The sequence below is a fragment of the Soonwooa buanensis genome, assembly GCF_900167905.1.
Taxonomy (GTDB): Bacteria; Bacteroidota; Bacteroidia; order Flavobacteriales; family Weeksellaceae; genus Soonwooa; species Soonwooa buanensis.
Map to the genome: position 1 here is coordinate 119,755 of NZ_FUYZ01000006.1, position 25,968 is coordinate 145,722.

27 protein-coding genes, 4 tRNA genes and 1 other RNA gene are annotated in these 25,968 nt (G+C 35.0%); 22 read left to right on the forward strand and 10 right to left on the reverse strand.

Annotation, left to right across the window (positions count from 1 at the left end):
- Nucleotide 1: 1 nt before the first annotated feature.
- The 3 genes from B5X62_RS09860 to B5X62_RS09870 all read right to left on the reverse strand — a co-directional run bounded on the left by B5X62_RS09860 (nt 2) and on the right by B5X62_RS09870 (nt 2,679).
- Complete coding sequence (locus B5X62_RS09860) at nt 2-268, reverse strand: DUF2089 family protein (RefSeq protein ID WP_079667260.1); 267 nt, start codon at nt 266-268, stop codon at nt 2-4.
- A gap of 137 nt (nt 269-405) precedes the next feature.
- Entirely contained in the window at nt 406-1,023 is a 618-nt protein-coding gene (locus tag B5X62_RS09865) for a hypothetical protein (protein ID WP_079667261.1), read from the reverse strand.
- A 27-nt stretch (nt 1,024-1,050) separates the two neighbouring features.
- Nucleotides 1,051-2,679 carry an acyl-CoA carboxylase subunit beta gene (locus B5X62_RS09870; protein ID WP_079667262.1) on the reverse strand — a complete coding sequence of 543 codons (1,629 nt, stop codon included), beginning with the start codon at nt 2,677-2,679 and terminating at the stop codon, nt 1,051-1,053.
- Nucleotides 2,680-2,799: 120 nt separating this feature from the next.
- On the opposite strand from B5X62_RS09870, the gene B5X62_RS09875 reads away from it, so the two are divergent.
- From B5X62_RS09875 to B5X62_RS09885, 3 genes are all read left to right on the forward strand, one after another.
- A complete protein-coding gene (locus tag B5X62_RS09875) occupies nt 2,800-3,504 on the forward strand; it encodes a hypothetical protein (RefSeq protein WP_079667263.1) in 705 nt (234 codons plus the stop codon).
- 72 nt (nt 3,505-3,576) lie between these two features.
- Nucleotides 3,577-4,353 carry a sensor histidine kinase gene (locus tag B5X62_RS09880; RefSeq protein ID WP_079667264.1) on the forward strand — a complete coding sequence of 259 codons (777 nt, stop codon included), beginning with the start codon at nt 3,577-3,579 and terminating at the stop codon, nt 4,351-4,353.
- Nucleotides 4,322-4,993 (forward strand): response regulator transcription factor, encoded by a 672-nt coding sequence (locus tag B5X62_RS09885; protein WP_079667265.1) that lies wholly within the window; start codon nt 4,322-4,324, stop codon nt 4,991-4,993. Before B5X62_RS09880 ends, B5X62_RS09885 begins: the two co-directional genes overlap by 32 nt.
- A gap of 166 nt (nt 4,994-5,159) precedes the next feature.
- On the opposite strand, the gene B5X62_RS09890 is transcribed toward B5X62_RS09885, so the two are convergent.
- Nucleotides 5,160-5,945, reverse strand: a complete 786-nt coding sequence (locus B5X62_RS09890) for a TerC family protein (RefSeq protein ID WP_079667266.1) — start codon at nt 5,943-5,945, stop codon at nt 5,160-5,162.
- 70 nt (nt 5,946-6,015) lie between these two features.
- Here B5X62_RS09890 and B5X62_RS09895 point away from each other — a divergent pair, with 70 nt between their 5' ends.
- The 5 genes from B5X62_RS09895 to rnpB all read left to right on the forward strand — a co-directional run bounded on the left by B5X62_RS09895 (nt 6,016) and on the right by rnpB (nt 11,347).
- A complete protein-coding gene (locus B5X62_RS09895) occupies nt 6,016-6,921 on the forward strand; it encodes a DMT family transporter (protein ID WP_079667267.1) in 906 nt (301 codons plus the stop codon).
- Nucleotides 6,921-7,997: a putative type IX sorting system protein PorV2 gene (locus B5X62_RS09900; protein WP_079667268.1), complete on the forward strand. Its 1,077-nt coding sequence runs from the start codon at nt 6,921-6,923 to the stop codon at nt 7,995-7,997. The genes B5X62_RS09895 and B5X62_RS09900 overlap by 1 nt, the downstream gene beginning before the upstream one ends.
- Nucleotides 7,998-8,182: 185 nt before the next feature.
- A complete protein-coding gene (locus B5X62_RS09905; RefSeq protein WP_079667269.1) occupies nt 8,183-10,390 on the forward strand; it encodes a TonB-dependent siderophore receptor in 2,208 nt (735 codons plus the stop codon).
- Between the two features lie 89 nt (nt 10,391-10,479).
- On the forward strand, nt 10,480-10,995 hold the full coding sequence (locus B5X62_RS09910) for a hypothetical protein (RefSeq protein ID WP_079667270.1): 516 nt from the start codon (nt 10,480-10,482) through the stop codon (nt 10,993-10,995).
- Between the two features lie 45 nt (nt 10,996-11,040).
- An RNA gene (rnpB, locus tag B5X62_RS09915) (RNase P RNA component class A) lies at nt 11,041-11,347 on the forward strand.
- Nucleotides 11,348-11,357: 10 nt separating this feature from the next.
- On the opposite strand, the gene B5X62_RS09920 is transcribed toward rnpB, so the two are convergent.
- Nucleotides 11,358-11,939: a DUF3109 family protein gene (locus B5X62_RS09920; protein WP_079667271.1), complete on the reverse strand. Its 582-nt coding sequence runs from the start codon at nt 11,937-11,939 to the stop codon at nt 11,358-11,360.
- Nucleotides 11,940-11,941: 2 nt separating this feature from the next.
- Nucleotides 11,942-12,850 carry a DUF6427 family protein gene (locus B5X62_RS09925; protein WP_079667272.1) on the reverse strand — a complete coding sequence of 303 codons (909 nt, stop codon included), beginning with the start codon at nt 12,848-12,850 and terminating at the stop codon, nt 11,942-11,944.
- 43 nt (nt 12,851-12,893) lie between these two features.
- Here B5X62_RS09925 and B5X62_RS09930 point away from each other — a divergent pair, with 43 nt between their 5' ends.
- A complete protein-coding gene (locus tag B5X62_RS09930; protein ID WP_079667273.1) occupies nt 12,894-13,127 on the forward strand; it encodes a hypothetical protein in 234 nt (77 codons plus the stop codon).
- Between the two features lie 72 nt (nt 13,128-13,199).
- On the opposite strand, the gene B5X62_RS09935 is transcribed toward B5X62_RS09930, so the two are convergent.
- From B5X62_RS09935 to B5X62_RS09950, 4 genes are all read right to left on the reverse strand, one after another.
- A complete protein-coding gene (locus B5X62_RS09935; RefSeq protein ID WP_079667274.1) occupies nt 13,200-13,643 on the reverse strand; it encodes a universal stress protein in 444 nt (147 codons plus the stop codon).
- A 127-nt stretch (nt 13,644-13,770) separates the two neighbouring features.
- A complete protein-coding gene (locus tag B5X62_RS09940; RefSeq protein WP_079667275.1) occupies nt 13,771-14,379 on the reverse strand; it encodes a fumarylacetoacetate hydrolase family protein in 609 nt (202 codons plus the stop codon).
- A gap of 38 nt (nt 14,380-14,417) precedes the next feature.
- On the reverse strand, nt 14,418-15,182 hold the full coding sequence (locus B5X62_RS09945; RefSeq protein ID WP_079667276.1) for a 3'-5' exonuclease: 765 nt from the start codon (nt 15,180-15,182) through the stop codon (nt 14,418-14,420).
- Between the two features lie 154 nt (nt 15,183-15,336).
- Nucleotides 15,337-16,071, reverse strand: coding sequence for a CDP-alcohol phosphatidyltransferase family protein (locus B5X62_RS09950; RefSeq protein WP_079667277.1), 735 nt, complete (start codon nt 16,069-16,071; stop codon nt 15,337-15,339).
- 99 nt (nt 16,072-16,170) lie between these two features.
- Between B5X62_RS09950 and B5X62_RS09955 the strand changes: the two genes are divergently transcribed.
- The 13 genes from B5X62_RS09955 (at nt 16,171) to B5X62_RS10015 (ending at nt 25,966) form a co-directional block, all read left to right on the forward strand.
- The gene (locus tag B5X62_RS09955) at nt 16,171-18,090 is read left to right on the forward strand and encodes an LTA synthase family protein (protein ID WP_079667278.1); all 1,920 of its coding nucleotides are present in this window, start codon (nt 16,171-16,173) and stop codon (nt 18,088-18,090) included.
- Between the two features lie 130 nt (nt 18,091-18,220).
- Nucleotides 18,221-18,640 carry a DUF2147 domain-containing protein gene (locus B5X62_RS09960; protein WP_079667279.1) on the forward strand — a complete coding sequence of 140 codons (420 nt, stop codon included), beginning with the start codon at nt 18,221-18,223 and terminating at the stop codon, nt 18,638-18,640.
- Between the two features lie 109 nt (nt 18,641-18,749).
- On the forward strand, nt 18,750-19,733 hold the full coding sequence (locus tag B5X62_RS09965; protein ID WP_079667280.1) for a pyruvate dehydrogenase complex E1 component subunit beta: 984 nt from the start codon (nt 18,750-18,752) through the stop codon (nt 19,731-19,733).
- 304 nt (nt 19,734-20,037) lie between these two features.
- Entirely contained in the window at nt 20,038-20,235 is a 198-nt protein-coding gene (gene rpsU / locus B5X62_RS09970) for a 30S ribosomal protein S21 (RefSeq protein ID WP_079667281.1), read from the forward strand.
- A gap of 86 nt (nt 20,236-20,321) precedes the next feature.
- Entirely contained in the window at nt 20,322-21,203 is an 882-nt protein-coding gene (locus tag B5X62_RS09975; protein ID WP_079667282.1) for a tyrosine-type recombinase/integrase, read from the forward strand.
- A 57-nt stretch (nt 21,204-21,260) separates the two neighbouring features.
- Nucleotides 21,261-21,551: an HPF/RaiA family ribosome-associated protein gene (locus B5X62_RS09980; protein WP_079667283.1), complete on the forward strand. Its 291-nt coding sequence runs from the start codon at nt 21,261-21,263 to the stop codon at nt 21,549-21,551.
- A 239-nt stretch (nt 21,552-21,790) separates the two neighbouring features.
- A tRNA-Thr gene (locus B5X62_RS09985) sits at nt 21,791-21,864 on the forward strand.
- A 14-nt stretch (nt 21,865-21,878) separates the two neighbouring features.
- Nucleotides 21,879-21,959, forward strand: a tRNA-Tyr gene (locus tag B5X62_RS09990).
- Nucleotides 21,960-22,035: 76 nt separating this feature from the next.
- Nucleotides 22,036-22,108: transfer RNA gene (locus B5X62_RS09995), tRNA-Gly, on the forward strand.
- A 48-nt stretch (nt 22,109-22,156) separates the two neighbouring features.
- Nucleotides 22,157-22,228: transfer RNA gene (locus B5X62_RS10000), tRNA-Thr, on the forward strand.
- A gap of 218 nt (nt 22,229-22,446) precedes the next feature.
- Complete coding sequence (locus B5X62_RS10005) at nt 22,447-23,130, forward strand: response regulator transcription factor (RefSeq protein WP_079667284.1); 684 nt, start codon at nt 22,447-22,449, stop codon at nt 23,128-23,130.
- Nucleotides 23,131-24,489 (forward strand): ATP-binding protein, encoded by a 1,359-nt coding sequence (locus B5X62_RS10010; protein WP_079667285.1) that lies wholly within the window; start codon nt 23,131-23,133, stop codon nt 24,487-24,489.
- A 235-nt stretch (nt 24,490-24,724) separates the two neighbouring features.
- Nucleotides 24,725-25,966: a TolC family protein gene (locus tag B5X62_RS10015; protein WP_185116716.1), complete on the forward strand. Its 1,242-nt coding sequence runs from the start codon at nt 24,725-24,727 to the stop codon at nt 25,964-25,966.
- Nucleotides 25,967-25,968 lie beyond the last annotated feature (2 nt).

A 25,968-nucleotide genomic window follows, 5' to 3' on the forward strand; every position in this document is an offset into this window, starting at 1 on the left:
GTTATGATTTTAGGTTTTTTATTTTTTCGATGAGGTCGTCCATTTTGTTGCGCATAGTCGGGTAGGAGAGTTCTGCTTGTTTTGCCATTTCTTTGATGCTGCCGCTGTTAAGAAAAAATTCTAGGATGAAATCTTGCTCGTCTCGGTTTAGCTTTAAATAAAGTGGTAAGTCATAGTCTCCATTGACCACAGTGCTACAGGTTCCGCAAGTCATTTGACTGACACGCAGCGTCGACTCGCAGCTTGGACAAAAGATTGGGAGTTTCATTATTTTGAAATCATTTTTGATAAAGTTAAAAATTATTTTAATTAAATTTAAAAATATTTTAAGTATGAATAAATTTTATTTAAATCAAGCCATAAAAAAGCCTCTCACAAGGAAAGGCTTTATTGATTTTAAAAAAATTATTTCCAAAAATCTTCTTGATATGTTCTTATCGAAAGTTTGGTGCATTTTCTAGAAGAAAGGACTAATTGGATTTTTTCAATCGGATTATCTTCAGCATAGACAAATTGCGGATTCTTGTCTTTGGATTCTGCGTTTGTTCCATTTTTAAAAGTGGTTGTCCATGTATATGAAAAGTCTGGCGCATTTTGTTCCGGTACTAAAATTAATTTTCCAGCCGTGTATTTAACTTCTGTATAATTAAGATTTGGAATGTCGCAAGTTGTGTCGCCAATAATCTCTTGATTACGAACTTCAGTGTTTGCTTTTGCTACAATAACGTTGATCGGTTTTTTACATTTTTCAACACCTGAAGTCGTCATCACCGACAAAGTCAATTCTGCACGACCTTGCTTTGTAGGTGTAATATCAACAAAATTCTTACGTGCATCACTTTCAATTAAGCCAATATTTGGGCTAAGTGACCATTGATGACAATCTTGACATTGTCCATTTTCGTTTTCAATATTAAATTTTACTTTCTCATTGACCATAATTTTTGATGGTCCAATAATTTTACACTGTGCAAAAACTATGATTGTTGTATTAATTAATAATAAACTTAAATTTTTTTTCATTGTGTGTTTTTATTTTAGCGTTTTATTTTAAACTTGAATAACGCCAAGATTAAACTTCTCTGTAATTGGCGCATGATCAGCCGCTTCGATACCCATGCTTATCCACTTTCTAGTGTCAACAGGATTGATGATGGCATCTGTCCAAAGTCTTGCCGCCGCATATTTTGGATCGATTTGTTTTTTATAGTTGGCAACGATTTTATCCAAAATCTCTTTACGTTCTTCTTCGGTAATTTGTTTGCCTTGCTTTTTAAGCGCAGATTCTTGAATTTGTAATAAAACAGTTCCTGCTTGTTGACCGCCCATTACAGCAAGTTCCGCCCAAGGCCAAGCCACAATTAATCTCGGATCGTAAGCCTTTCCGCACATTGCATAATTACCAGCGCCATAAGAGTTACCCGTAATAATTGTGAATTTCGGAACGACAGAATTTGAAACCGCATTTACCATTTTTGCGCCATCTTTGATGATGCCACCGTGTTCAGATTTAGAACCAACCATAAAGCCTGTTACGTCTTGTAAGAAAATCAATGGGATTTTTCTTTGGTTACAATTTGCAATAAAACGCGTTGCTTTGTCAGCGGAATCCGAATAAATCACACCACCGAATTGCATTTCGCCTTTTCCGCTTTTTACAAGTTTTCTTTGGTTAGCAACGATACCAACACTCCAACCATCGATACGAGCTGTACAACATACGATGCTTTTTCCGTAATCTGGTTTGTACTCTTCATATTCAGAATTGTCAACAAGACATTTAATAATATCAAAAGTATCATATTGTTCTGAACGACCAACAGGCATAATTCCGAAAATATTCTCAGGATTTTCTTTTGGTGGTGCGCTTTCGATACGGTCAAATCCAGCTTTGTTGTAACCGCCAATAGATTTCATAATCGTTTTGATACGATCTAATGCATCTTTATCATCTTTAGCTTTGTAATCTGTAACACCAGAAATAGAACAATGTGTCGTTGCGCCACCTAAAGTTTCGTTGTCGATAGATTCACCAATGGCTGCTTTCACAAGATAACTTCCTGCAAGGAAAATACTTCCAGTTCCGTCAACAATCATCGCTTCGTCACTCATAATTGGTAGATAAGCGCCTCCAGCAACACAACTTCCCATAATCGCAGAAATCTGAACGATTCCAGCAGAACTCATTTTTGCATTGTTTCGGAAAATACGTCCGAACATTTCCTTATCAGGGAAAATTTCGTCTTGCATCGGAAGATATACACCAGCAGAATCTACTAGATAGATGATCGGAAGTCTATTCTCCATTGCGATTTCTTGTGCACGTAGATTTTTCTTACCAGTAATCGGGAACCAAGCGCCAGCTTTTACCGTTGCGTCATTCGCAACAACAATACATTGTTTACCAGAAACATATCCAATAACGACAACAACACCGCCAGATGGACAACCACCGTGTTCTTCGTACATGTCGAATCCTGCAAAAGCACCAACTTCGATGCTGTCGGAGTTTTTGTCAAGAAGATAGTCGATACGTTCGCGGGCAGTTAATTTGCCTTGGTCGTGTTGCTTTTGTAAAGCTTTGTCGCCGCCGCCTTTTTTTATTTGGTTATAAAGTCTATTTATTTCTGAAAGTTTCAGTTTGTTTTGATCTTCACGCTTATTGAATTCTAAATCCATTTTGTAATTTTTCTTAGAGTCTAAAAATACTTGTTTTTATAGATATGGACAAAATTTGATCTTTGATAATCTCATTTTTAAGAAAAAAACTATTTTTGAAAACTAATAATCATGTCTTAAATGGACTTTTTGCAATTTTCTATCGGCGCGTATAATGTTACAAGTTTTGTAATCGGGATTTTATTGATTTTGGCCTTTGTCTACTCGTTGCGAAAAACCAGTTCTTCTGATAAACTTAATCTTAGACTACTTGGGATTTTCTGCTTGATAAGTGGCATGCATACGTTGAAAAGTGTTATTGGATCAGTGTTTTTTCCACCTGAACGGAATTCAGTTTCGATTTCGGATAATTATATTGATTTTGTCAACTGTACTTTTGTAATTATTTTTTGCAAAATTTTTTACGATTTATTTAGTGCTTCGAGCGTTTTAAAAACTTTAGTTGTCGTGCTTGGGACGTTGAGTCTTTCCTTTTTTGCAATGACTATTTTAGGTCACGAAAATATTACTATAAACAACTATAATGCTTACGCCGTAATTTTTATGAAATTAATGTTTATTAGTTTTTGTATTGGTTACGTTATTTTGCAACTTAAAAATGAAGAAGCCTTTAGTTTTAAATATTTGTTGCTTTGCGTCGGCTTATTAACCTATTTTTCGTTTACCTTATTGTACGACATTGTTGTTAATTTCTTGTTGAATAATGCTTTACAGAATAATAGTGTTTTTTATTTTATGCTGTCAGTTATTATTTTTGAATTTCTATTTGCTTGTTTTATGTTTTATTTTATCTGGAATTTTAACAAGTTTAAGACTAATTACTAATTTTTAAAATAGAGGGTTTTTACCTAATCAAATTTGCAATTAACTATGTAAATTTCGATTTTAATTTTTGTTATGTACGACTGGCAAGATCCGAGCAACTTTCTGTTAATCATTATATTTATTCTTATAGTGATTGTCTTGTTGGTGGTAACAACGGTTAGCGTTATTTATATTTCTTATCATCGTCTTTTAAAAAGTAAAGAAGCCGAACATCATAAAACTTTGGAACATGAGAAAAAACTTCTCAATGTCAGTCTCGAAGCGCAAGAAAAGGAAAGAGAGCGTATTGCTGCAGATCTACACGATAATATTATCAGTAAATTAACCATCATCCGGCTGAAGTCTGCCATGGGAACAGATTCTAAAGAATTGGATCATCTCTTAGGAAGTACGATTGACGAGTCGCGTAGAATTTCGCATGACCTCGCGCCACCTTTGTATGAAAATAAAACTTTGGTAGATGTTATTCGAAGTGTTTTAGAAAGTTGGGAAAGTATTTATATTGTTAAATTCTACATCGTTGCAGATGATGATTTAGTTGTTGATAAGAATACGAAATTGCAAATTGTCAGGATTTTGCAAGAGCTTCTTAATAATATCCACAAACACGCAAAAGCTAGTGAGATTAAAATGATCATTAGGATTAAAAAAGATCGAATTTCCTTTGTTTTACAAAATGATGGCGTCGGTTTTTCTAAAAATGAAGGAAAGGGTATTGGGCTTCAAAATATCGATTTGAGAGCGAATCAGCTTGACGCAAAATATAAATTTAGAACCAAACAGGATAAAGGTACACGCTTTATCTTTGATATGTCTTATGGAAAAATTTCGCATAGCAATAGTAGATGACGATTATCTTATCGTAAGTCTTTTGAAAAGTTTTCTAGAGCAAGACCCACAACTGGACGTTGTTTTCGAAACTACAGACGGTTACCAATTGCTCCAACATCTTGAGTCGGGCGCAGAGATTGATGTTCTTCTTTTGGATTTAAAAATGAAAACAATTGATGGTCTCGAGGTACTTCGTCATATTAAAGTCAAAAATTTTGATTTGAAGATTATCGTTATTTCCAGTCATTACCAAGATAATTCGGTTGGTTTTATGGTAAAGGAAGGTGTTTCAGCATTTATTCCTAAAGGGATGTCACCTTTTGATTTGCTTAACGTTATAAAACAAGTTGCAGTGACTGGTTTTTATTTTAAACCTGATCAAGTTGAAGCTTTGCGCGACCAAATATCTAGTCGTTCTCCAAAACCGATTTTAGAGTCAGATGAAAGCATTTCGGATCGTGAAATAGAAATCATCAGGCAGCTTTGCCAACAACGCACAGCAAAAGAAATCGGCGAAACTTTGTTTATTTCTCAAAAAACGGTAGAAGGTCACAAGTCGAGATTGTTTGCGAAAATCGGTGTTAAAAATGTGACTGGATTGGTTGTCTATGCGTTACAGAAGAATATTGTAAAACTCGAAGAATTGCCACTTCAATAAAATAGTAAAAACCCCTCATTTTAAAATTGAGGGGTTTTTACTTAAAGTTTTGTTAAAATCAATGTCTAATTTTGATACAGAAATTAATAGCCCAGAAAACATTTTTAAAAACTAATTAACCAAAAATCCCCACTTCAATCGAGGTGGGGATTTTATTTTTATAGGTTTAAGCTTTCTTTTTACGCATTCTCATATTTAAAAATTCTACGACCAGCGAGAAGAAAATTGCAAAATACAGATAACCTTTTGGTACGGCGCCAACTTCTTGTCCGCCAAGTACAGCACCTGACAAGTGCATGCTTTCTGTAATTAGCATAAAACCAATCAAAATTAGAAAAGCCAATCCTAGAATCTGGATCGATGGATTTTGATTAACGAAATTACCAACAGGCACCGCAAACAACATCATAACACCAACCGAAATTACAACTGCCGTTATCATAATTGGAAGTGCGCCATGTACGCCATTAGTCATCCCAACTGCTGTCAAAATACTGTCAATCGAGAATACCAAGTCGATTAATAAAATCTGAAAAATAATGTTTCCGAAAGATTTTGCGCCAGATCCAGTTGCTAATTCTCTTTCGTGTTCGCCTTTGGCGTCAACTTTTTCGTGGATTTCTTTTGTACTTTTATAGATTAAGAAAATACCTCCAGCTAATAATATCAGCGCTTGACCTGTAAAATCTGCACGGAACCAACCCCAATCGAATCCGAAAAGTGTTGCCTTCATCGCGATAAGCCACGTAATCCCAAATAACAAAGCGATTCTCATGAACATCGCTAAGAAAAGTCCAATTCTTGTGGCACGTTTGCGTTTTTCGGGAGGAAGTTTTCCGGTGACAATGGAGATAAAAATGATATTGTCAATCCCTAAGATGATCTCCAAAAATGTTAGGGTCAGTAGTGCAATGAGCGCATCTACAGAGGTGAAAATTTGTAAAAATTCCATTCTTTTATTTTTGCAAAAATAACTTTATTATGCATAAGTTTGTATTAAATTTTACAAGCCCGTTTTCATAATGTTCAGTTCGCATTTATTTCGATTACATTTAATTGTTTTTTTGTGGGGATTCACCGCAATTTTAGGAAAGTTAATTCAGATAGATGCGTCGTCATTAGTCTTTTACAGAATGCTTTTCACAGCATTTTTTTTATTTATCTATTTAAGATTTTTTAAAAAAGAAAGTTTAAAAATTGATAAAAAAACGCTGCTCCGTTTAGTCGCTATTGGAAGTGTGATGGCGGCACATTGGTTTTTCTTTTTTGAATCCATTAAAGTGTCGAATGTATCGATTGCATTGTCGTGCTTGTCGTTGTCCACTTTGTTTGCGGCAGTTATCGAACCTGTTATTTTTAAACGAAAAGTGGATTGGGTTGAGATTCTGATTGGGATTGTGATTGTTGCTTGTATTTTATTGATTTTCAATGCGGAGTTTAAATATAAGCTTGGGATTTTCTATGGAATACTTTGTGCGCTTTGCGGAACTATTTTCTCAGTTCTTAATGGTAAAATGTTTGGTAAAACCTCGTCGGGCAATATTATTTTTTATGAAATCTTTGGAGGATGGCTTGTTATTTCAGCGGTTTTCTTGTTAACGGGACAATTATCTTTTGCGCATGAAATAAGTTTGCATGATTATGCGTTAGTAATTTTATTAGCAAGTGTTTTCACAGCATATCCAATGTTCGAAAGTATCAAGCTAATGAAGTATATTTCGCCATTTACACTAATATTAACGGTTAATCTAGAACCAGTCTATGGGATTATTTTAGCTTTTTTTATCTTTGGGGCGTCAGAACATATGAGTCCGATTTTTTATATCGCCTCAGCTGTGATGATTTTGTCCATTGTCGTTAATGGTTTAATAAAATCTAAAAGGAAGAAAGCAGCAGAATTGCTGGAAGCCAATAAGATCGTTGATTAATGAAAAGATATTTATTTTTTATATGCCTTTTGGCGATTAGTTTGTTTAATGCTCAGATTATTAGAAAATATTCTAATGAATTTTTAAATATTGGAGCTGGTGCACGTGGTCTCGGGATGGGCGGTGCGGTTATATCTAACCAAGAAGATGTCTATGCGCCAATGTGGAATCCTGCAGGACTTAACGGTATAGACCGCGATTGGCAAGCTTCTGCAATGCACGCAGAATATTTTGAATCTATTGCTAAATACGATTACGTTGCTTTTGCAAAATCTGTAGAGAGTGGTGTTTTTGGCATTTCGTTAGTGCGTCTTGGCGTGGATAATATTCTTAATACGACGCAAATGATCGATCCAGAAGGGAATATCGATTATGATAAAATATCCTCTTTCTCGACTGCAGATTATGCTGCAATTTTGTCTTACGCCTTTTATCCTTCGGGCAATCAAAGATTAAGTTTGGGTGCTAACGCCAAAGTTGTCTATCGTAATGTTGGTAAATTTGCTAGCGGTTATGGCTTTGGGTTTGACCTTGGTGCGATATATAAAAGCGAATCTGGCTGGAATTATGGTGCCATGTTACGCGATGCAACGACGACAGTTAACTTTTGGACAGTTAATCAGAAAGAGTTGTCAGCGGTGGTTAATGGGGAAGAGTTTAACCCTGCGCCAAAAGATAAAATGGAAATTACGATGCCAAAGCTTAATGTTGGAGCAAGCCGACTTTTTGAGATTAATCGTGATTTGAAACTTCTTCCCGAAGCTGGAATTAATGTTGATTTTGCTAAAACGCCATCTTTGATTTCGACGGATTTTGCGAGTATTACGCCTTATGCTGGTGCCGAACTTACTTTTCAAGATATGATTTTTGTGAGATTGGGTGTTAACCAATTTAGTAATATAACAGATATCGAAAGCTTAAAACGAAAAATGTCCTTCCAACCGAGCGCAGGTATCGGTATTAAATACAAAGGTCTGACTTTAGATTACGCCATTACAAATTCTGGAATTGGCGGGTCTAATTTTTATTCAAACTTTTTTTCTCTAAAACTGGATATGCAAGATTTTAGAAACTAAATTTTAACTAATTTTCTCGATTTTAAGAAAGTTGAGAAATGTCATATTAATTTAAGTCTAGCTAAATCAATTAGTTAGACTTTTTTATTGATTGTTTATTTAGAATTATTAAAAATAAATTTGTAGAAATGTTAAATATTTATAAATTCGCATCGTTATTTTAAATCTTTCTAAATAAATATAACGTGAACAAGAAAATATTTAGCCTCGGATTAATCGCCATTTCAGGATTGGTTTTCAGTCAAATGAAATATGAAGCGGTAAGTGATACAGTAAAGATTCAACAGATTGAAGATATACTTCTTCATAAAACTGGTAATCCTAACAAAGCAAAACCTCTATCTACAAAGTCTAATTTGACGATGATGGAAACGCCTCAGCCTGTAGCGATTGTTACTCATGAGATTATTGAGGAGCAACAAGCTAAGCAGTTAAGTGATGTTTTGCAAAATGTTAATGGAGTCTATGTAACTTCATCTAGAGGTGGCGCACAAGATAGCTTTGGGGGAAGAGGTTTTTCTTTAGGTAATGATAACATGTTCAAAAACGGTGGTCGTATGAATAGTGGTGTCTTTCCTGAGGTTTCTGGCCTTGAGCGTGTTGAGGTGCTAAAAGGTGCTAATGCAATGTTATACGGAAATACAGCAGCAGGTGGTGTTATTAACTTGGTAACTAAAAAACCTCGTTTCAACTTCGGTGGTAGCGCTGCGTTTAATGTTGGTAGCTGGAATTCTTACAAGCCAACTATCGATGTTTATGGACCTTTGTCTAAAACAGTTGCTTTCCGAGTGAATGGCGCTTACGAATATGCAGATAGCTTCCGTGATGTTGTACATTCAGAAAAGTATTATTTTAATCCTTCAATATTATTTAATTTGGGCGAAAAGTCACAATTAATTGTTGAAGCAGATTATCTTAAAAATAATTCAACACCAGATTTCGGGATCGGTGCAATGACTTTAGCTGACGGAAGTTTTCAACTCGTAGATTGGTTGCCTAGAAATACTTTCTTTGGAACAGACTGGCAGTATCAAAACGTACAGCAAGGTTCGACAAATATCACATTTAATACACAGTTAAGTGATAAATGGACTTTAAATGCTGTTGCAACATACCAAAATTACACGAAAGATTATTTTTCAACAGAACGTGTACAATGGGTTTATCAAAAAAACTCGGGAAGATATTCCTGGACAACACCATTTAATAAAACTTATAGCGAACAGAATTATGGTTCGGCACAAGTTAACTTGAACGGTGAATTTAATACAGGTAGAATAGGGCATAAAGTATTAGTTGGTGCAGACGCTGACTATAATCAAGCAGATGCTTACGCTTACAGCTTATCAAATGTTCCTAATAGTGTTTTGTTTCTTGATGATCAATCCACTTGGAATAACGGAAGTCTTGCGATGCCAACGTCAAAAAATAATACTTTGACAAGAGCAACTACTAGAAGAGTTGGTGTGTATGCGCAAGATTTTATTAGCTTAACAAAACAATTTAAGGTGATCGCTGGTTTGCGTTGGTCTTATATTCAAAACATGCCTTCTTACAGGACTACTTATGCGACGTCGACTAAAGATTTTGTTGCTAATTCAGCCACTTCTGATAATGCATTCTCTCCAAAATTAGGTTTGGTGTACATGCCGAATGATAACTTATCTGTATTTGCAACATATACCAATTCGTTCTCAGCGAATACAGGACGCGATATTTATGACAACTCTTTAAAGCCAACGACAATCGATCAGTTTGAAGTGGGGGCAAAGAAAAACTTGTGGGATAACGCTGTAGCTGTTAACTTGTCAGTTTATCAAATCGTTTATCAAAACTATTATCAAACTGCAGAATTCTTAGCAAATGGCGCTGCTAACAATGATACAACTATTAAGGAGTTTGCGGGTAAGATGCGAAGTAGAGGTGTAGAATTAGATATTACCGGTAACCCAACTCAAAATATTTCAATTATTGGTGGATTCTCTTATAATAATTCAGTGTACTTAGATACGCCAGCTGTAACTGGTTATGTTGAAGATCAAAGATTAGTAAGAACGCCAGCAACAACAGCCAACTTGTCGTTATTCTATAAATTTACTGATGCACTTAAAGGCTTAAAACTTGGTGCAGGTGCTTATTTCGTAGGTGATAGACTTGCAGGATGGAATGATACTAAAGCATTACTTGCTACAAGAAATGGTGTGACAAGAACTTACGATCTTAAAGATTACACAACAGTATCTTTCTCTGCGGGTTATGAGTGGAAGAAATTCATGATTCAAGCGAAAGTTAACAACTTGTTCGATACAGTTAACTACAATGTTCACGAGAATTATTCGGTTAATCCTATTGCACCAAGAAATTATTATGTTACTTTGACATACAAATTATAATTTTTACTAGAATTAAATTTTTCATATCAAAAAGTGGAGGCTTATTAGCTTCCACTTTTTGGGTTTTCACATAAAAAAATAAATGCATAATGGACAAGATTAAAAACACAAAAACTTTTATGAGAATTGTACACCGCTATTTGGGCTATTTTTTAGCAGGAATTATGGCGGTGTATGCCATTAGCGGAATCTTATTAGTCTATCGCGATACCGATTTTCTTAAAAAAGAAATTAAATACGAAAAGAAATTTGATGCTAATTTGGATGAAAAAGCACTTGGTAAAGAAATAAAAATCAAAGGTTTTGAAGTTGATAAAAACGAAAACGGCATCATGTACTTCAAACAAGGAATTTATAATATCGCAACAGGTGAAGCTAAATATTCTAAAAAAGAATTGCCTTTTGTCTTAGATAAAATGACAAAACTGCACAAATCGCAATCCAAAGATACATTGTCGCCGCTCAATACTTTCTTTGGAATTTCGTTGTTCTTCTTTGTAATTTCGAGTTTTTGGATGTTTAACCCTAAGACCAAAGCTTTCAGACGTGGGATGATTTTCACTGCAATTGGTTTGGTGTTGGCTTTAGCGATGTTATTTATTTAAAAAAATATCTGAACTTGTTTCAGAAAACGATAATTTTGCAGCATAAAAGAAGTGCGGCTTGTTGATTTTCTTTCGAGAAGGTAGGAAAGTCCGGACACCAAAGAGCAACATAGCGGATAACATCCGTCACGCGTGAGCGTAGGACAAGTGCAACAGAAAGCAAGTACAGTTCGGCTGTAGTGAAACCAGGTAAACTCTATGTGGTGCAATGCTAAGTATATCGCCAGTTAAGGTCGGCTCGGTCGTTGGCGAGGGGTAAGCAGCTAAAGTTGCAGAGCAATTTGCAAATCAGATAAATAACAAGCGCCCTCCTAGGAGGGCACAGAATCCGGCTTATAGCACTTCTTTTATTTTAAAAATTCTTAAGAATTATATTCTCTTTCCCATTCTTCAGCAGCATTGCTTAGATCTTGGTAGAACTCAGCACCGTATTTTCTTGTTAAAGGCTCTTTTAAGAATTGATATATTTTTACTTTTAATTCTTTTCCTAATGTACAAGCGTCATCACAAATTGGCCACTCGTGGTAGTTAAGCGCGGTGAAGGTTCTGTAATTGGTTACACGTATTGGATAAAGGTGACAAGAGATTGGTTTTTTCCAGTCGATAACACCGTCTTCATAAGCTTTTTCGATGCCACATTTTGTCCAACCTTTTTCGTCAAAAATAACATAAGCGCACTCCGAATTGTTGACCAAAGTCGTTACTAAATCGCCTTCGCTATCGATAACATGTGTCCCTTGCTCTTCAATCGCTTTGATGCCTTCGGGTCTTAGATAAGGTTTTATTTTTGGGAAAATCTCTTTTAGGATCGGAAGTTCGTCTTCGTCCAAAGGCGCACCTGTGTCGCCATCTACACAACATGCACCTTTACATTTGGAAAGGTTACATACAAATTCTTCAGAAAAAATATCTTCAGAAATTAATTTATCTTCTAACTGAATCATGTCTAAATATGAAATATAAATGGTGCTATTTTAAAAATAAATAATGACACCAAAATTAACCAAACGCCAACTTCTTGCATCCAATATTTGGGAAGAAACTTTAACATTCGACTTAGGATAATTGTTACGGGAAGTGCTAAAACCAAAAGCATTTCGTAGTTAGTTCCCATGTACAAAATTACGGATATTAATAATGCTAAAGAAAAAAGTAGTAAAAATGTGTATTTGTATTTACTGGTCGGACTTTTTTCATTAAAATGTTTAAAATGGTCCATAATACCATAGATTAGCATAAGTATTATCGGGGTTATAAATAGCAAATTCGTGAATTTATCAACGAGTTTAAACTCTTTTGTAAAAGGTAAATAATCGGGATCCCAACTTCTATAATCAATCCAATACATCACGCTGAAGTAAGCGATTAAAACCAACATTGCACCGAAAATTAATCTAAATAAATTAGCAAAAGCTTTTCCTGATGTTACAAAAACATGGATGATAACAAAAAATATCATTGGCCAAAATATCGGCAAAAAAAGATAATTAACGCACAATAATGCACCTACTAAAAGATACGAGCCTTTGCGCAGCTTATCGCTAGTTGAGGTTAAAATTAAAAGTAAAAACGAGTTAATTAACAAGGTGACTGCTAGACCGATGCTGAGGTCACCTGGATAGAATGCAAATACAAAAAATGTGTATAAAAACAACGGCAAATGCGTCTGATAAGTAAGATCTAGCTTATTAAATAAAAAATACCCCAACGAAATTCCAGCGAAGGTAATAACCGCTGATATGGCATCCAATCTGTTGATATCCATTGCGTTAAATGCAATTATAATCAACAGTAAAAACCCAATGTAAACAGGAATTGAAAAAATATTGCTTTCTTTAGAAAGTAATCGAAACATTTTTTATAAATTTGTGCAAAGTTAATTTAAAAAAAGAAGAGCAATGACATCTTTCTGGTTATTCTTAGGTAGTGTTTTCAAGTGGACTTTCGGGTTCTTTGATTTTGCAGGTAATTTCCTAAACTGGGTACTATTTATCGTAGCATCTGGATTTTTCATTTATTGGTGCTATATTTTGGTAGTTACTTTAGGTGGTGATAAGGATAAAGAGTATCATTCTGAAACAGAAGGTAAATTCCCTTACTACGATCCAAAACTTTACAAGAACGAAGGTTAAATAAATTGATTATATTAAATATAAGCCCACATTATGATAATGTGGGCTTTATTTTATTAAAAGATAATTGTCTTATTTTTCTTTTCTACAAGGGACTACAACAACTGGGATGTTGGCATTTTTAGTCAAATCTTTAGTTAACGATCCAACAAAAACATCGTAGATTCCACTTCTGCCGTGTGATCCCATTACAATATAATCGCCAGTTTTTTCAGTAACATAATCCATAATCACTTCCGATGCGTTGCCTTGTTTCAAGATATGTGATGCGTCAACATCGTGAGCGATAATATATTGCTCGAGTCTGTTAAGTTCTTTCAGTTCGTATTTTAATTCGTTTTCCTCAACTTCTGGGAAGTATTGGTAACCCATGTCGCTTATTACAAATCCAATGTCAGTCGGACTTACGTGGATAAGGTGGATTTTAGCATTAACATCTTTTGCGAAAGAAATGGCATAATCTACAAGTTTTTCTGTACTATCAGAAAAGTCAATGGGAAGGATAATATTTTTCATGACTATAATTTTCAGGTTAATGATTATCTTAAAGATATGATGTTAATTCGGAATTAATAATTCAATAATATTAACTTTAAATCAATCTTTTTCTCTTTTATAAAGATAAGAATTCTAAATTAAAGTTCTACTGAATGCGCAATGATAAAAGTTTCTTATCTTCTAAAAAGCCTTCAAGAATGTCATTTTCCTCAACTTTGCCGACACCTTTTGGCGTTCCTGTAAAGATTAAATCACCAACTCTTAACGTGAAATATTGCGACGCAAAAGCGATAATACTATCGATATCAAAAATCATATCACTCGTATTTCCGTTTTGGACTTTTTCGCCGTTTTTTGTCAAAGAGAATTTTAATGATGATAAATCATAATCGCTTTTGTTAACGAAATCTGTAACGACAGCAGAACCATCAAATCCTTTTGCAAGTTCCCAAGGTAGACCTTTTGCTTTTAGTTCGCTTTGTAAATCACGTGCTGTGAAGTCAATGCCCAAGCCAATTTCGTCATAATGTTTGTTGGCGTTTTCCTTTTGAATATATTTTCCGCCTTTTGAGATTTTCACAACAACTTCCAATTCATAATGAACGTCGTTACTAAATTCGGGAATGTAGAAATCGGAATCTTTTTTTAGAACCGCTGTATCAGGTTTAATAAAAATTACTGGATTTTCAGGGACTTCGTTGCCGAGTTCTTTAGCGTGTTCGGAATAGTTGCGACCTATACAAATGATTTTCATGTCTTGATTTTAAGTTTAATTAAAATAAAAAAGCAAGATTAAAACTTGCTCATTAATTGAATTTTTGTCCAGATTTTCTTCGTGTACAACGGGAAGTCAGCGTTTTGAAGCCAGCCATAATAACCGTGATCTTTTTGGAAAACACTTTTCACAGTTTGTCCTTTGTATTTTCCAAAGTTGAAGATTTCTTCATTCTTGTCATTAAAACCGATAAAACCTGCTAAATCCGCGTTTTTTTGATGATAAGAATATTCGCTTAATCCTAAAATATCATTCGGAAGATCATCGTATTTACCAATTTGCGCATCTAGAACTTCAAAAGTTGCCAAAGTATCTGCTTCGGCAGAGTGTGCATTTTCTAAGGTTTTTCCACAGTAGAATTGATAAGCAGCGCCAAGATTACGAGGTTCTTTTTTGAAAAAAATAGTTTGCGCATCAACAAATTTATGTTTTGTTAAATCGAAATCCATTCCAGCACGTAATAATTCTTCCGCTAAAACAGGAATATCAAAACGATTGGAGTTAAATCCTCCCAAGTCTGAATCTTTTATCATTTCTAAAACTTTGGGTGCGATATCTTTAAAGATTGGCGCATTCATCACGTCTTTGTCGTAGATGCCGTGTACCAAACTCGCTGGTTCTGGAATCGGCATACCAGGATTAACAAGCCAAGTTTTAGTTTCTTTGGATGCGTCGGGATTAACTTTTAGAATCGAAATTTCTACAATTCTGTCTGTCGATACGTTGGTGCCTGTTGTTTCGAGATCGAAAACACAAAGCGGTTTATGCAGTTTTAAATTCATTTTTTATTGAATTATGAATTATGAATTATGAATTATGAATTATGAATTATGAATTATGAATTATGAATTATGAATTATGAATTATGAATTATGAATTATGAATTATGAATTATGTTTTTTATTAAACCAAATGCTAAACACTAAACACTAATTTCTATTTAAGCTGTTTCTGAAATACCAAAGAAATTAAAATATAATACACAACCAAAAGCGGAATTGCATTAACACCTAAAGCTATTAATAAAATAATACCACCGATTAATAATGCAACTTTTGGATAGTTATCTTCTAATTTCATGGATTTAAACTTCATCGAAATCATTTTAATTGGACTTATCAAAAGCCAACTACAAAGTGCCGTCAAGATTATTAAAACCGCTGGTGATAGCAGATTGTTTAATTGTTCAGCATTAAAAAATTCCGTGGTCGAATGTTGTTGAGCGATATAATATAATCCAAAAAGGAAAACAGTATTAGTCGGCGTATTAAGACCTTTGAAATAATATTTTTGGTCTTCGTCCAGATTGAAAATAGCCAATCGCAAACATGAGAAAAGCGTTACAAAAAAGCCTAAATATTTTAATTCAAAAGGGAAATCGATTCCAAATGCTGTGTTACCATAAGATTCTAAAAACTTGTAAAGGACAACGCCTGGCAAAAATCCGAAACTTACCATATCGGCCAAAGAATCCAACTGAACGCCAAGATCGCTATTGGATTTAAGCGCGCGCGCTACAAAACCATCGAAGAAATCCAATACCAACGAAATGATAATGCAAAGCGCAGTCGTCTGGTAGTCGTTGTTCAACAAATGGATGATCCCGACGCAGCCAGAGAACAAGTTGCCAAGCGTAAAGGCGTTGGCAAGATTATTTTTAATAAAGTTCATAGCACAAAAGTACAAAATATTGATATTGGGCAATGACAATTTGCAAGAAGAAAAGTCAGGAAATACATACTGAACATGTAAAAAATGTATTTTTGCAAGATGAAAGAAATAAGATGGCAGGAGTTTTTAATCCTGATGTATCGCCTTTTTTTGGTTTACTTTTTTTATCAAATTGCGAGATTTTTGTTTTGGTTTTTTAACCGAGACTTGCTAAAAATCGATAGCATTGGTGATTATTTTAATATTGCTTATCATGGGACAGCCTTCGATACGACCGCGATTTTGTATGTCAATTCGGTGTTTATATTGTTGAGTTTAATTCCAATAATTGTTAATTCAAAAGCGGGATATCAAAAATTTTTATTTTGGTGGTATTTTATCACTAATGGGATTGCGTTTTCTTTTAATTTTGGAGATTTTGTTTATTTCAGATTTAGCCAGTCGCGTTTGACATCTTCGGTGCTTTCTGTTGTTGAGCACGAAAGTAATTTAACCAAGGTTTTTTTGAATTCAACTATTCAGAATCCAATGGTTTTGATAAGTTTTGTGTTGTGCATGGCGCTTTGGGTGTTTTTGTATAAACGTGTTAAAGTCCAATATCGAAAACCACAGAATTTATTGGTGTATTTTATTTCGAGCATTTTGATATTGTGCGGAACTGCAGTTTTGGTTGTTGGCGGTATTCGTGGCGATTTTAGACATAGTACGCGACCGATTAATTTGGTGGACGCAAACAAACATGTCAAGAATCCAACTTTAGCCAATGTTGTTCTTAACAGTGTTTTTTCGTTTTTCAGAACGATAAATACGAACAGTTTTAAAATTGTTCATTTCGTTGATGAATCCTTTATCGAAAAGGAAATTCAACCTTATAAACATTACAATCGGCAAGTTGAGGCCCGACCAAATGTTGTTATTTTTATTGTTGAAAGTTTCGGAAAAGAATATTCAGGTGCATTTAATAAAGAAACAAATATTAAAGATTATGTGTCCTACACGCCTTTTGTAGATAGTTTGGCGCAACATAGTTTGATTTTCACTAATGCTTTTGCTAATGGTCGCCAGTCGATACATGGGATGAGTTCTGTGTTGGCGGGGATTCCGAGTTTGACGGATGCTTTTACGTCGTCGCCATATTCTAACCAAAAAATTCAGTCGATTGTTTCTGTCGCTAATGATTTGGGCTATGATACAAGTTTTTATCACGGTGCACCAAATGGCTCGATGGGCTTTTTAGGATTTGGAAATATTTTAGGTTTTAAACATTATTTCGGAAAAGACGAATATAATAATGATAAAGATTTTGATGGAATTTGGTCAATTTGGGATGAGCCATTTTTCCAGTATTTCGCAAATAATATCGGGAAACACCAACCCTTTTTGTCAACGATTTTCACAGCTTCGTCACATGATCCTTTTAAGATTCCAGAACAATATAAGGGTAAATTTAAAAAAGGACCTTTGGCGATCCACGAACCTATTCAATACACGGATTTGTCTCTGAAAAAGTTTTTTGAAACCGCTTCTAAAAAACCTTGGTATCAAAACACGATTTTTGTGATTACGGCGGATCATACCAATATGATCCATTATCCAGAATATCAAAAAACAATGAATCGCTTTGCAATTCCGTTGTTGTTTTATTCTCCCAACCCGAAATATAATCTTCAAGGTGTTAATAAAGATTTCGTCCAGCAGATTGATATTTATCCAACTTTAGCAGATTTGATGGGATACAATAAACCAATCCGAAGTTGGGGACGAAGTTTGGTGTCTGATAAAAGTGAGCCGAGCATTATTGTAAACTCTGATTCTATCCAAGAACAAATGATTATTGGAGATTTTATTTATACTTTTAATGGAAAAGAAGTAACGGGGATCTATGATAAAACTGATTTAGGATTGACCAATAATCAGATTAACAAACCAAAATCTAAGCAGCAAGAATTGGATATGATGAAGGTAAAAGCTTGGTATCAAGATTATATGAATCGCGTGATTAACAAAAAGTTGTATTAGATGCATATTACTTTTTGAATCATTAATTAAAAAATACTTGTTGGTATAGAATATTTATTTATTTTTATCGAATGTTAATTTAACTTTAACAAGTTCTTTATATCATAACATTGTTAATAAATTTAAAATTATGAAAAAATACATGCTTGCGTTTGCAACAATATTCATTAGTGCTATGTCTTTCGCTCAAATCGAAGGAAAATGGAAAACCATCGATGACGAAACAGGAAAAGCAAAATCTTATGTTGAGATTTTTAAGAAATCTGATGGTAAATATTACGGAAAAGTAGCCCAATTGTTGATTAAGCCTACAGATCCTAATTGTACAGGTTGTAAAGATGACCGCAAAGGAAAACCAATTTTGGGTATGGAAGTTATCCGTGGACTATCAAAAGACGGTAACGAATTTACTGGAGGGACAATCACAGATCCAAAAAACGGTAAAACTTACAAGTGTACAATTACAAAAGATGGAGACAAACTTAATGTAAGAGGTTACATGGGAATCTCTCTTATCGGAAGAACCCAAACTTGGCACAAAGTAGACTAATATTACTTAAAATTTAATATCAAAAAAAGCAAGTTCTCAGGAGCTTGCTTTTTTATGCTATGCAAATAATAAAAAAATCTTACTTTTGTAGTCTAAAATTTTTCAATAAATGAAAGAATATACTTTTCGTGAAGTCATTGCTCAAGCTATGAGCGAGGAGATGCGCAAGGACGAATCCATATACTTAGTAGGAGAGGAGGTTGCAGAATATAACGGAGCTTACAAAGCTTCTAAAGGTATGTTGGACGAATTTGGAGCTAAAAGAATCATCGATGCACCAATCGCAGAACTAGGTTTTTCTGGTATCGCAGTTGGATCAGCTATGAATGGGAATCGCCCGATCGTAGAATTCATGACCTTTAACTTCTCGATGGTTGCTATTGACCAGATCATCAACAACGCTGCAAAAATGTTCCAGATGAGTGGTGGACAGTGGAATGTGCCAATCGTTTTCCGTGGACCAACAGCTTCAGCAGGTCAGTTGGGGGCGACGCACTCGCAAGCTTTCGAAAGTTGGTATGCTAACTGTCCAGGGCTTAAGGTAATTGTACCATCTAACCCTTACGATGCGAAAGGACTTTTGAAAACAGCAATTCAGGATAACGATCCAGTTATTTTCATGGAGTCAGAGCAGATGTATGGCGACAAAATGGAAATTCCAGAAGAAGAATATTACATCCCGATTGGGAAAGCCGATATCAAAAAAGAAGGAAAAGATGTGACTTTAGTTTCTTTCGGTAAAATCATGAAGTTGGCGATGCAAGCTGCTGCAGATTTAGAAAAAGAAGGCATTTCTGTTGAGGTTATCGACCTTAGAACAGTTAGACCATTAGATTACGAAACTGTTTTGGCTTCGGTTAAAAAGACAAACAGATTGGTGATTTTAGAAGAAGCTTGGCCGTTTGGTTCTGTCGCTTCAGAAATTACTTATATGGTTCAGCAGAAAGCTTTCGATTATTTGGATGCACCAATTAAGAGAATTACGACGCCAGATGCGCCTGCTCCATATTCGGCAGCATTATTTGCAGAATGGTTCCCGAAACTAGAAACTGTAAAAGCTGAAATAAAAAAAGCAATGTACATCAAAGCATAAACAATTAACTCCCGATTCTGTTGGGAGTTTTTTTATGGCGTGTCCCTTCGCTCGGTAACTTTTGGTGCTTGCTTCGCTGCGCACCTCCAGTTTCTCGCTTGGGTCGCTACGTCCGCTACAATCTTTGGCTTGACGCTCGGACGGCTCCGCTACGCTCCGCCGCCTCGCGCCAAGCCAAAGGATTTCCGCTAACATCGCTCACGCGAGATCCGTGTATTTGATAAAAATTCTTCAAAAAAAGAAAATAAAATTTGCAGATTCAAAAAATAGTTCTATTTTTGCAACTCAAAATGAGATGTAAAATATGTTAATAATTCCAGTAAAAGACGGAGAGTCTATCGACAGAGCTTTAAAAAAGTACAAAAGAAAATTTGATAAAACAGGTGTTGTTCGTAAACTAAGAGCAAGACAACAATTTATCAAGCCTTCTGTAACTAACAGACAAGCTTTAGCAAAAGCAGCTCATAAACAAAGACTACAAAGCAAAGAAGAACAAGCTTAATATTCTTTTTAGCTAATCATACAATCACTCTCAAATTCGTATATTTGAGAGTGATTTTTTGTTTTATACCTAATCCATTTTAGTCGATGTTAGAAAAATTCTTGGATTATATCCGTATCGAAAAACGATATTCCGTACACACCATAACATCTTATCAAAAAGACTTAGAAGACTTTGCTTCCTTTGTTTTAGAAACCGAAGCCACCGCAGATCTTCGTGGCGTTAACAAGAAGGTAATTCGTAATTTTATAGTACAGCTTAGCGAGAATAAACTCAGCAAACGAAGTATCAACCGGAAGCTGTCGTCCTTACGTGGTTTTTACGTTTATTTACTCAGAATTGGAGAGATTACAGTCTCTCCGATGGAAAGTATCTCGTCCCTTAAGTTCTATGCAGAAAAGCAACAAGCCTTTTCTCAAGATGAGATGACTATGTTGCAGGAGAAGACCGAAAATAAGTCAGCCATGTCTTTGTTAGAAAAGTTGATAATTGAGACTTTGTATCAAACGGGGATGAGAAAGGCAGAACTTTGTAATCTCCTTTTCGAAAACGTAGACTTTAGCAAATCCGAATTTAAGATTATTGGTAAAGGAAATAAGCAGCGTGTAGTTCCGATTTCAGAAAGATTGCATCGTGACCTCCAAAATTATGCCGAAGTACGTCGTCCTGATGAAGAAAATAAAACTTATTTTTTTGTTAACAAAAAGGGCAAAAAACTCGGTGAAAGATTTGTTTATTCGGTGGTAAATAAGTACCTTAGTCTTGTTACTACAAAAGAAAAGAGAAGTCCGCATATTCTCAGACATAGCTTTGCTACACATGTTTTGAACAACGGCGCCGAAATTTCGAAAGTAAAAAAAATCTTGGGACATTCCAGTTTAGCCTCAACACAAGTCTATACCGAAGCTAATATAGAAGAATTGAAGAAGGTCTTTAACAAAGCGCACCCAAGAGCGCTAAAGAAATAGGAAGAATGTGATACACCATCACATCCATAATATTAATTTTCAAAAAAAAATGTTGTTATGAAAATCACAGTTCAGGCAATGGGGTTGACACCTCACGAACCATTAGAAGAAAGAATTGAAAACAAATTAAACAAATTAGATACGTTTTATGACAAAATTGTCGAGTGTCAAGTATTCTTAAAAGTAGAAAATACTTCGGACAAAGAAAACAAAACTACCGAGCTTATTGTAAAAATTCCGGGCGACGATATCGTTGTTAAGAAGACTTGCGCTAGCTTTGAAGAAAGTCTTGATCTTTGTGCGGACACCGCTAAGAAATTGTTAATCAAGAGAAAAGAAATGGCTTAGAAAAAAGTTTGAAAAAACTTAATAAAAAATTTGGGGATTTCAATAAAACTACGTTATATTTGCACTCGCAAAACAGAACGAAAGTTTTTTGAAATCCTCAGTTTTTATAAGGCTTTGCAAAAAGTCACAAAAAAATAAAAATTAAAAAAAAACTTGAAAAAGTTTTTGAAAATAAGAAAATAAGTTTTATATTTGCAACCGCTTAACCAAAGCAAGATAAGAGTTCTTAAATAATAAATGCCTCCATAGCTCAGTTGGCCAGAGCACGTGATTTGTAATCTCGGGGTCGTGGGTTCGAATCCCTCTGGAGGCTCTATTAAAAATACTGGGGAGATTCCAGAGCGGTCAAATGGGACTGACTGTAACTCAGTTGCTTCGGCTTCGCAGGTTCGAATCCTGCTCTCCCCACGTTTTTTTAATTTTGCAAATTCAAAATTTAATTTTTAAATTTGCTCCCGTTACCAACATTTTTGGAAACAAAATTGCGGAAGTAGCTCAGTTGGTAGAGCGTCAGCCTTCCAAGCTGAATGTCGCGGGTTCGACCCCCGTCTTCCGCTCAACTAAAATCACAAACCTCTTCTGGAATGTGATTTTTTTTTATCCAAGCCGACATAGCTCAGGGGTAGAGCGCTTCCTTGGTAAGGAAGAGGTCGTGAGTTCAAATCTCATTGTTGGCTCTCTATACAAACCGCTTTTATAGCGGTTTTTTCTTTTATGTGTTATCTGTAATAATCTGAATTTACAGATAATTTATGGACACTATTTTCACACCATTTTTAAACTTTTAAAAAAGGTTTGCATTTTAGTGAAGATTTAAAACAATCAAAATCCTAAAATAATACTAGGATTTTTTTTATGTCTTTATTTTTTGTTAATTTTCAGAAAAATTTTTCGGATGAAGGTATTAATTCTCGAAGACGACTTGGTGTTATCAGAAGAACTTTGCAAGTTTTTGACTGCTAATGATTTTACTTGTGATAAGGTTTATGATGGCGAAGCTTTTTTAAGTCAAGCCAAAATGCAGCATTATGATTTTTTTCTTCTAGACATTAATGTTCCTAAAATTAACGGGCTAGAAGTCTGCGAAACGATACGTTCTTACGACAAAACAACGCCTATCATTATCTTGTCTGCTTACGGGGATTTATCGGATAAAAAAGATGCTTATAGCCGTTTGGCAGATGATTATCTAGTTAAGCCTTTTCAGTTTGAAGAATTGTTACTGCGCATTAACTCTTTGTTGCGTAGAAAAGTGTCTACGGATTCGCCTTCTGAAGATGTTATTATAATTGGTGATCTTAAGATTAGCAAAGCAGATCACAAAGCTTTTCGCGGAAATCAAGAAATTAACTTAACGGTTAAAGAGTTTCAACTTTTGGTTTTCTTGGCAGAAGCGCAAGGTCGCACAGTGTCTAAGCAGCAGATAACCGAACAAGTGTGGGAACATAATTTTAGTACGAATACCAATACGGTAGAAGTTTACATTAATTTTTTAAGAAAGAAAATCGATAAAGATTTCCCTGTTAAGTTAATCCATACGCGTTCCGGCTTTGGCTATTATCTTAGCCTTGTACAATAGATGACTCTAAAACGGAAGATAGCGCTTAACCTAAGTATCGCCTTTTCAATTTTGTTTGGGTTGGTGATGATTGTTATTTATATTCTTTTTAATGGTTTTAGAAAGGAAGAATTTAAAGAACGATTCAGAAAGCGGCTTGATTTTACAATTACTTTTATCGAAAAGTCTAAAAACTTTGAGGAAGAAGCGCCTTTGTTTTTTGATGAAAACTCTGATAACGTGTTGCTTAATGAGCAGATTCTTATTTTTAATGCTAAAAGAGAACTAATCTACAGCACGATTAAAGATCGAAAAGTGAGTTGGGATAGTCGGATTTTGGATGATCTAGAAAAGAAGAAAATTATCTACGACGAAAGTGCTTCTCCCGAAATCTACGCGGCGCTTCGTGAGATTAATAACACCAAATATTACATTTTAACAACTGCGGTTGATGTTAATGGTAACTCGAAATTGTTGTTTCTAAAATATCTTTTAATTTTTTCCTACGCAGTTAGTTTGCTTATTCTTTGGCTGTTTTGTTACAATATCGTTGGAAAGTTTTTGAAACCGCTCGAAGAACTTAACGCTCAAGTTTCGGAGATTACGGCGCACAAATTAACCAATCAAATCCCAGAGCAGAATTATAAAGACGAAATAAGTGTATTGACAAGGTCTTTTAATACGATGATTAAACGGCTTAATGATGTGTTCCAATCGCAAAGAGACTTTACAGCAAGTGCCTCGCACGAGATCAGAACGCCGTTGACGAGGATGTCTTTCCAGTTGGAGAATTTAATAAAGCTTCAAAAACATGATGATGAAGTGTTAGCATCGTTAAAAAGAATGCACACCGACGTCCATCAATTGTCAGATTTGACGAATTCGCTGTTGCTTTTAACCAAATTTGATAAAGAAAACATCCGAAGTATTTTCGAACTTGTGAGAATTGACGAAGTCGTGTTTGATGCTTTTGCAAATGTTGAAAGTAACTTTCCAGAATTGCAGATGGATTTCGAAATCTTGGATAGTATCGATGATCTCGAAATTTTAGAACTTCGTGGTGTTAAGTCGCTTTTAGAAATCGTTTTTATTAATTTATTGAAAAATGCAGCCATCTATTCAGAAGATCAGAAAGCTAGCGTGGACATTTTGCAGATCGATAATCATTTGGTTGTAGATGTTTGTTCTAAAGGAAAAACGCTTAGTGAAGAAGAACAATCTCGATTGTATGAAGCTTTTATGCGAGGCGACAATACGCAAAACAAATCTGGCTCTGGACTTGGACTTCGAATTACTAAGCGAATTCTGGAATATCATAACGCCGATATTTCTTACATCGCAAAATCCGAAAACGAAAATCTCTTCAGACTTACATTTTAGATTTAAGTTGTTTTAGACTTTTTTTCTTGATTTTTCAATATTTTCAAAAAAGCGCCTCTTTTGATTTTTAAACTTAACTAATGTTAATTTGTGTGATTTGGTAGTTTAATTAGTTTTAAATCAATGTGTTATGTTTTTGTTTGTTTAGTTGTATTTAAATAATTTAATGTTTTTTTAATTGAATTTTAAGGAGGTTTTAATTTGAGAAGTGCTCTTTTGTCTCAAAGCCTATGAGATGAGATATGTAAAAAGCTTAATTTTTGCGTTCAGTGGCCTATTTGGAGCCCAGCAAAAACTGACTCTCGCAGACTGTGAAGTCGCCTTTCAAAAAAACAATTTGCAACTATTAGCAGAGCAATACAATCTGAGTATGGCAGATGCTGACATTGTGCAGTCAAAGATTTGGCCGTTACCCGAACTTAGTTTGCAAGTCAATGCTTACAACCCAGAGGACAAAAAAGTATTTGATGCTGCGCATTCTAAAAGTGTGAGCGTGTCGCAACTTATTTTTCTTGGTGGCAAAAAGAAAAACGAAATTGCTTTTGCAAAGTCAAATAAAGAATTGTCGATGTTGCAGTTCAATCAATTGTTAGTTGATCTTAAAGCGCAGCTGAGAGTCGCTTTTTTCAGTCTTTACTTCGAAAACAAAAAACTAGAAAATGTCCAACATCAACTTGGCTACATGGAAGAGCTTTTGTCGGCTTATAATGTTCAAGTCAAAAAAGGCAATATTTCTTTAAAAGATAAAGTGCGTTTGCAAAGTTTCGTCATTCAATTGAATAATGATAAAATCGCGTCTAACAACGAGATATTGGCACTTCAAAAGACTCTAAAGGTTTTAACAGGGATTTTCGAGGATATAACGCCAGCTGTCGAATCTCTCGATGCTTCGCAACTTCTCGATCTTTCAACAGCTGATGATTTGGAACAGATTAAATCCAAAGCAATCACTCATAATGCCGACTATCAGTACGCTCAACGTTTGATAGACAATGCGAAACTTTATGCGCAATGGCAAAAGTCGCTCAATGTGCCCGATCTTAATCTTGGTGCGGCTTGGGATCAAAATGGTGGAGTTTTTCGTAATGAAGTTAACCTCAATGTTGGTATCCCGATTCCGCTTTGGAAAAGTAATAAAGGAAATGTTGACAAAGCCAACTTTGCGATTCAACAAAATCAAAAAAACGCTGAGTTTCAAAAATTAGATTTAGAAACACAAGTGGCTTCGTCCTATAACACTTGGAAGAATAATTACGACCAACTGAAAACCATTACCGAGGAGGACATCAAAGATCTACACGCCGTGTATAATGGCATGTTGAAGAATTTTAGAAATTCTAACATCAGCCTTATTGAGTTCACCGACTTTATGGACAGTTATCGCGAGACGATGCTTCAACTCTACGACATGCGAAGACAAGTTATTTTGTCAGCCGAGCAATTAAATCAATTAGTACAAACAAAAATTTTCTATTAATC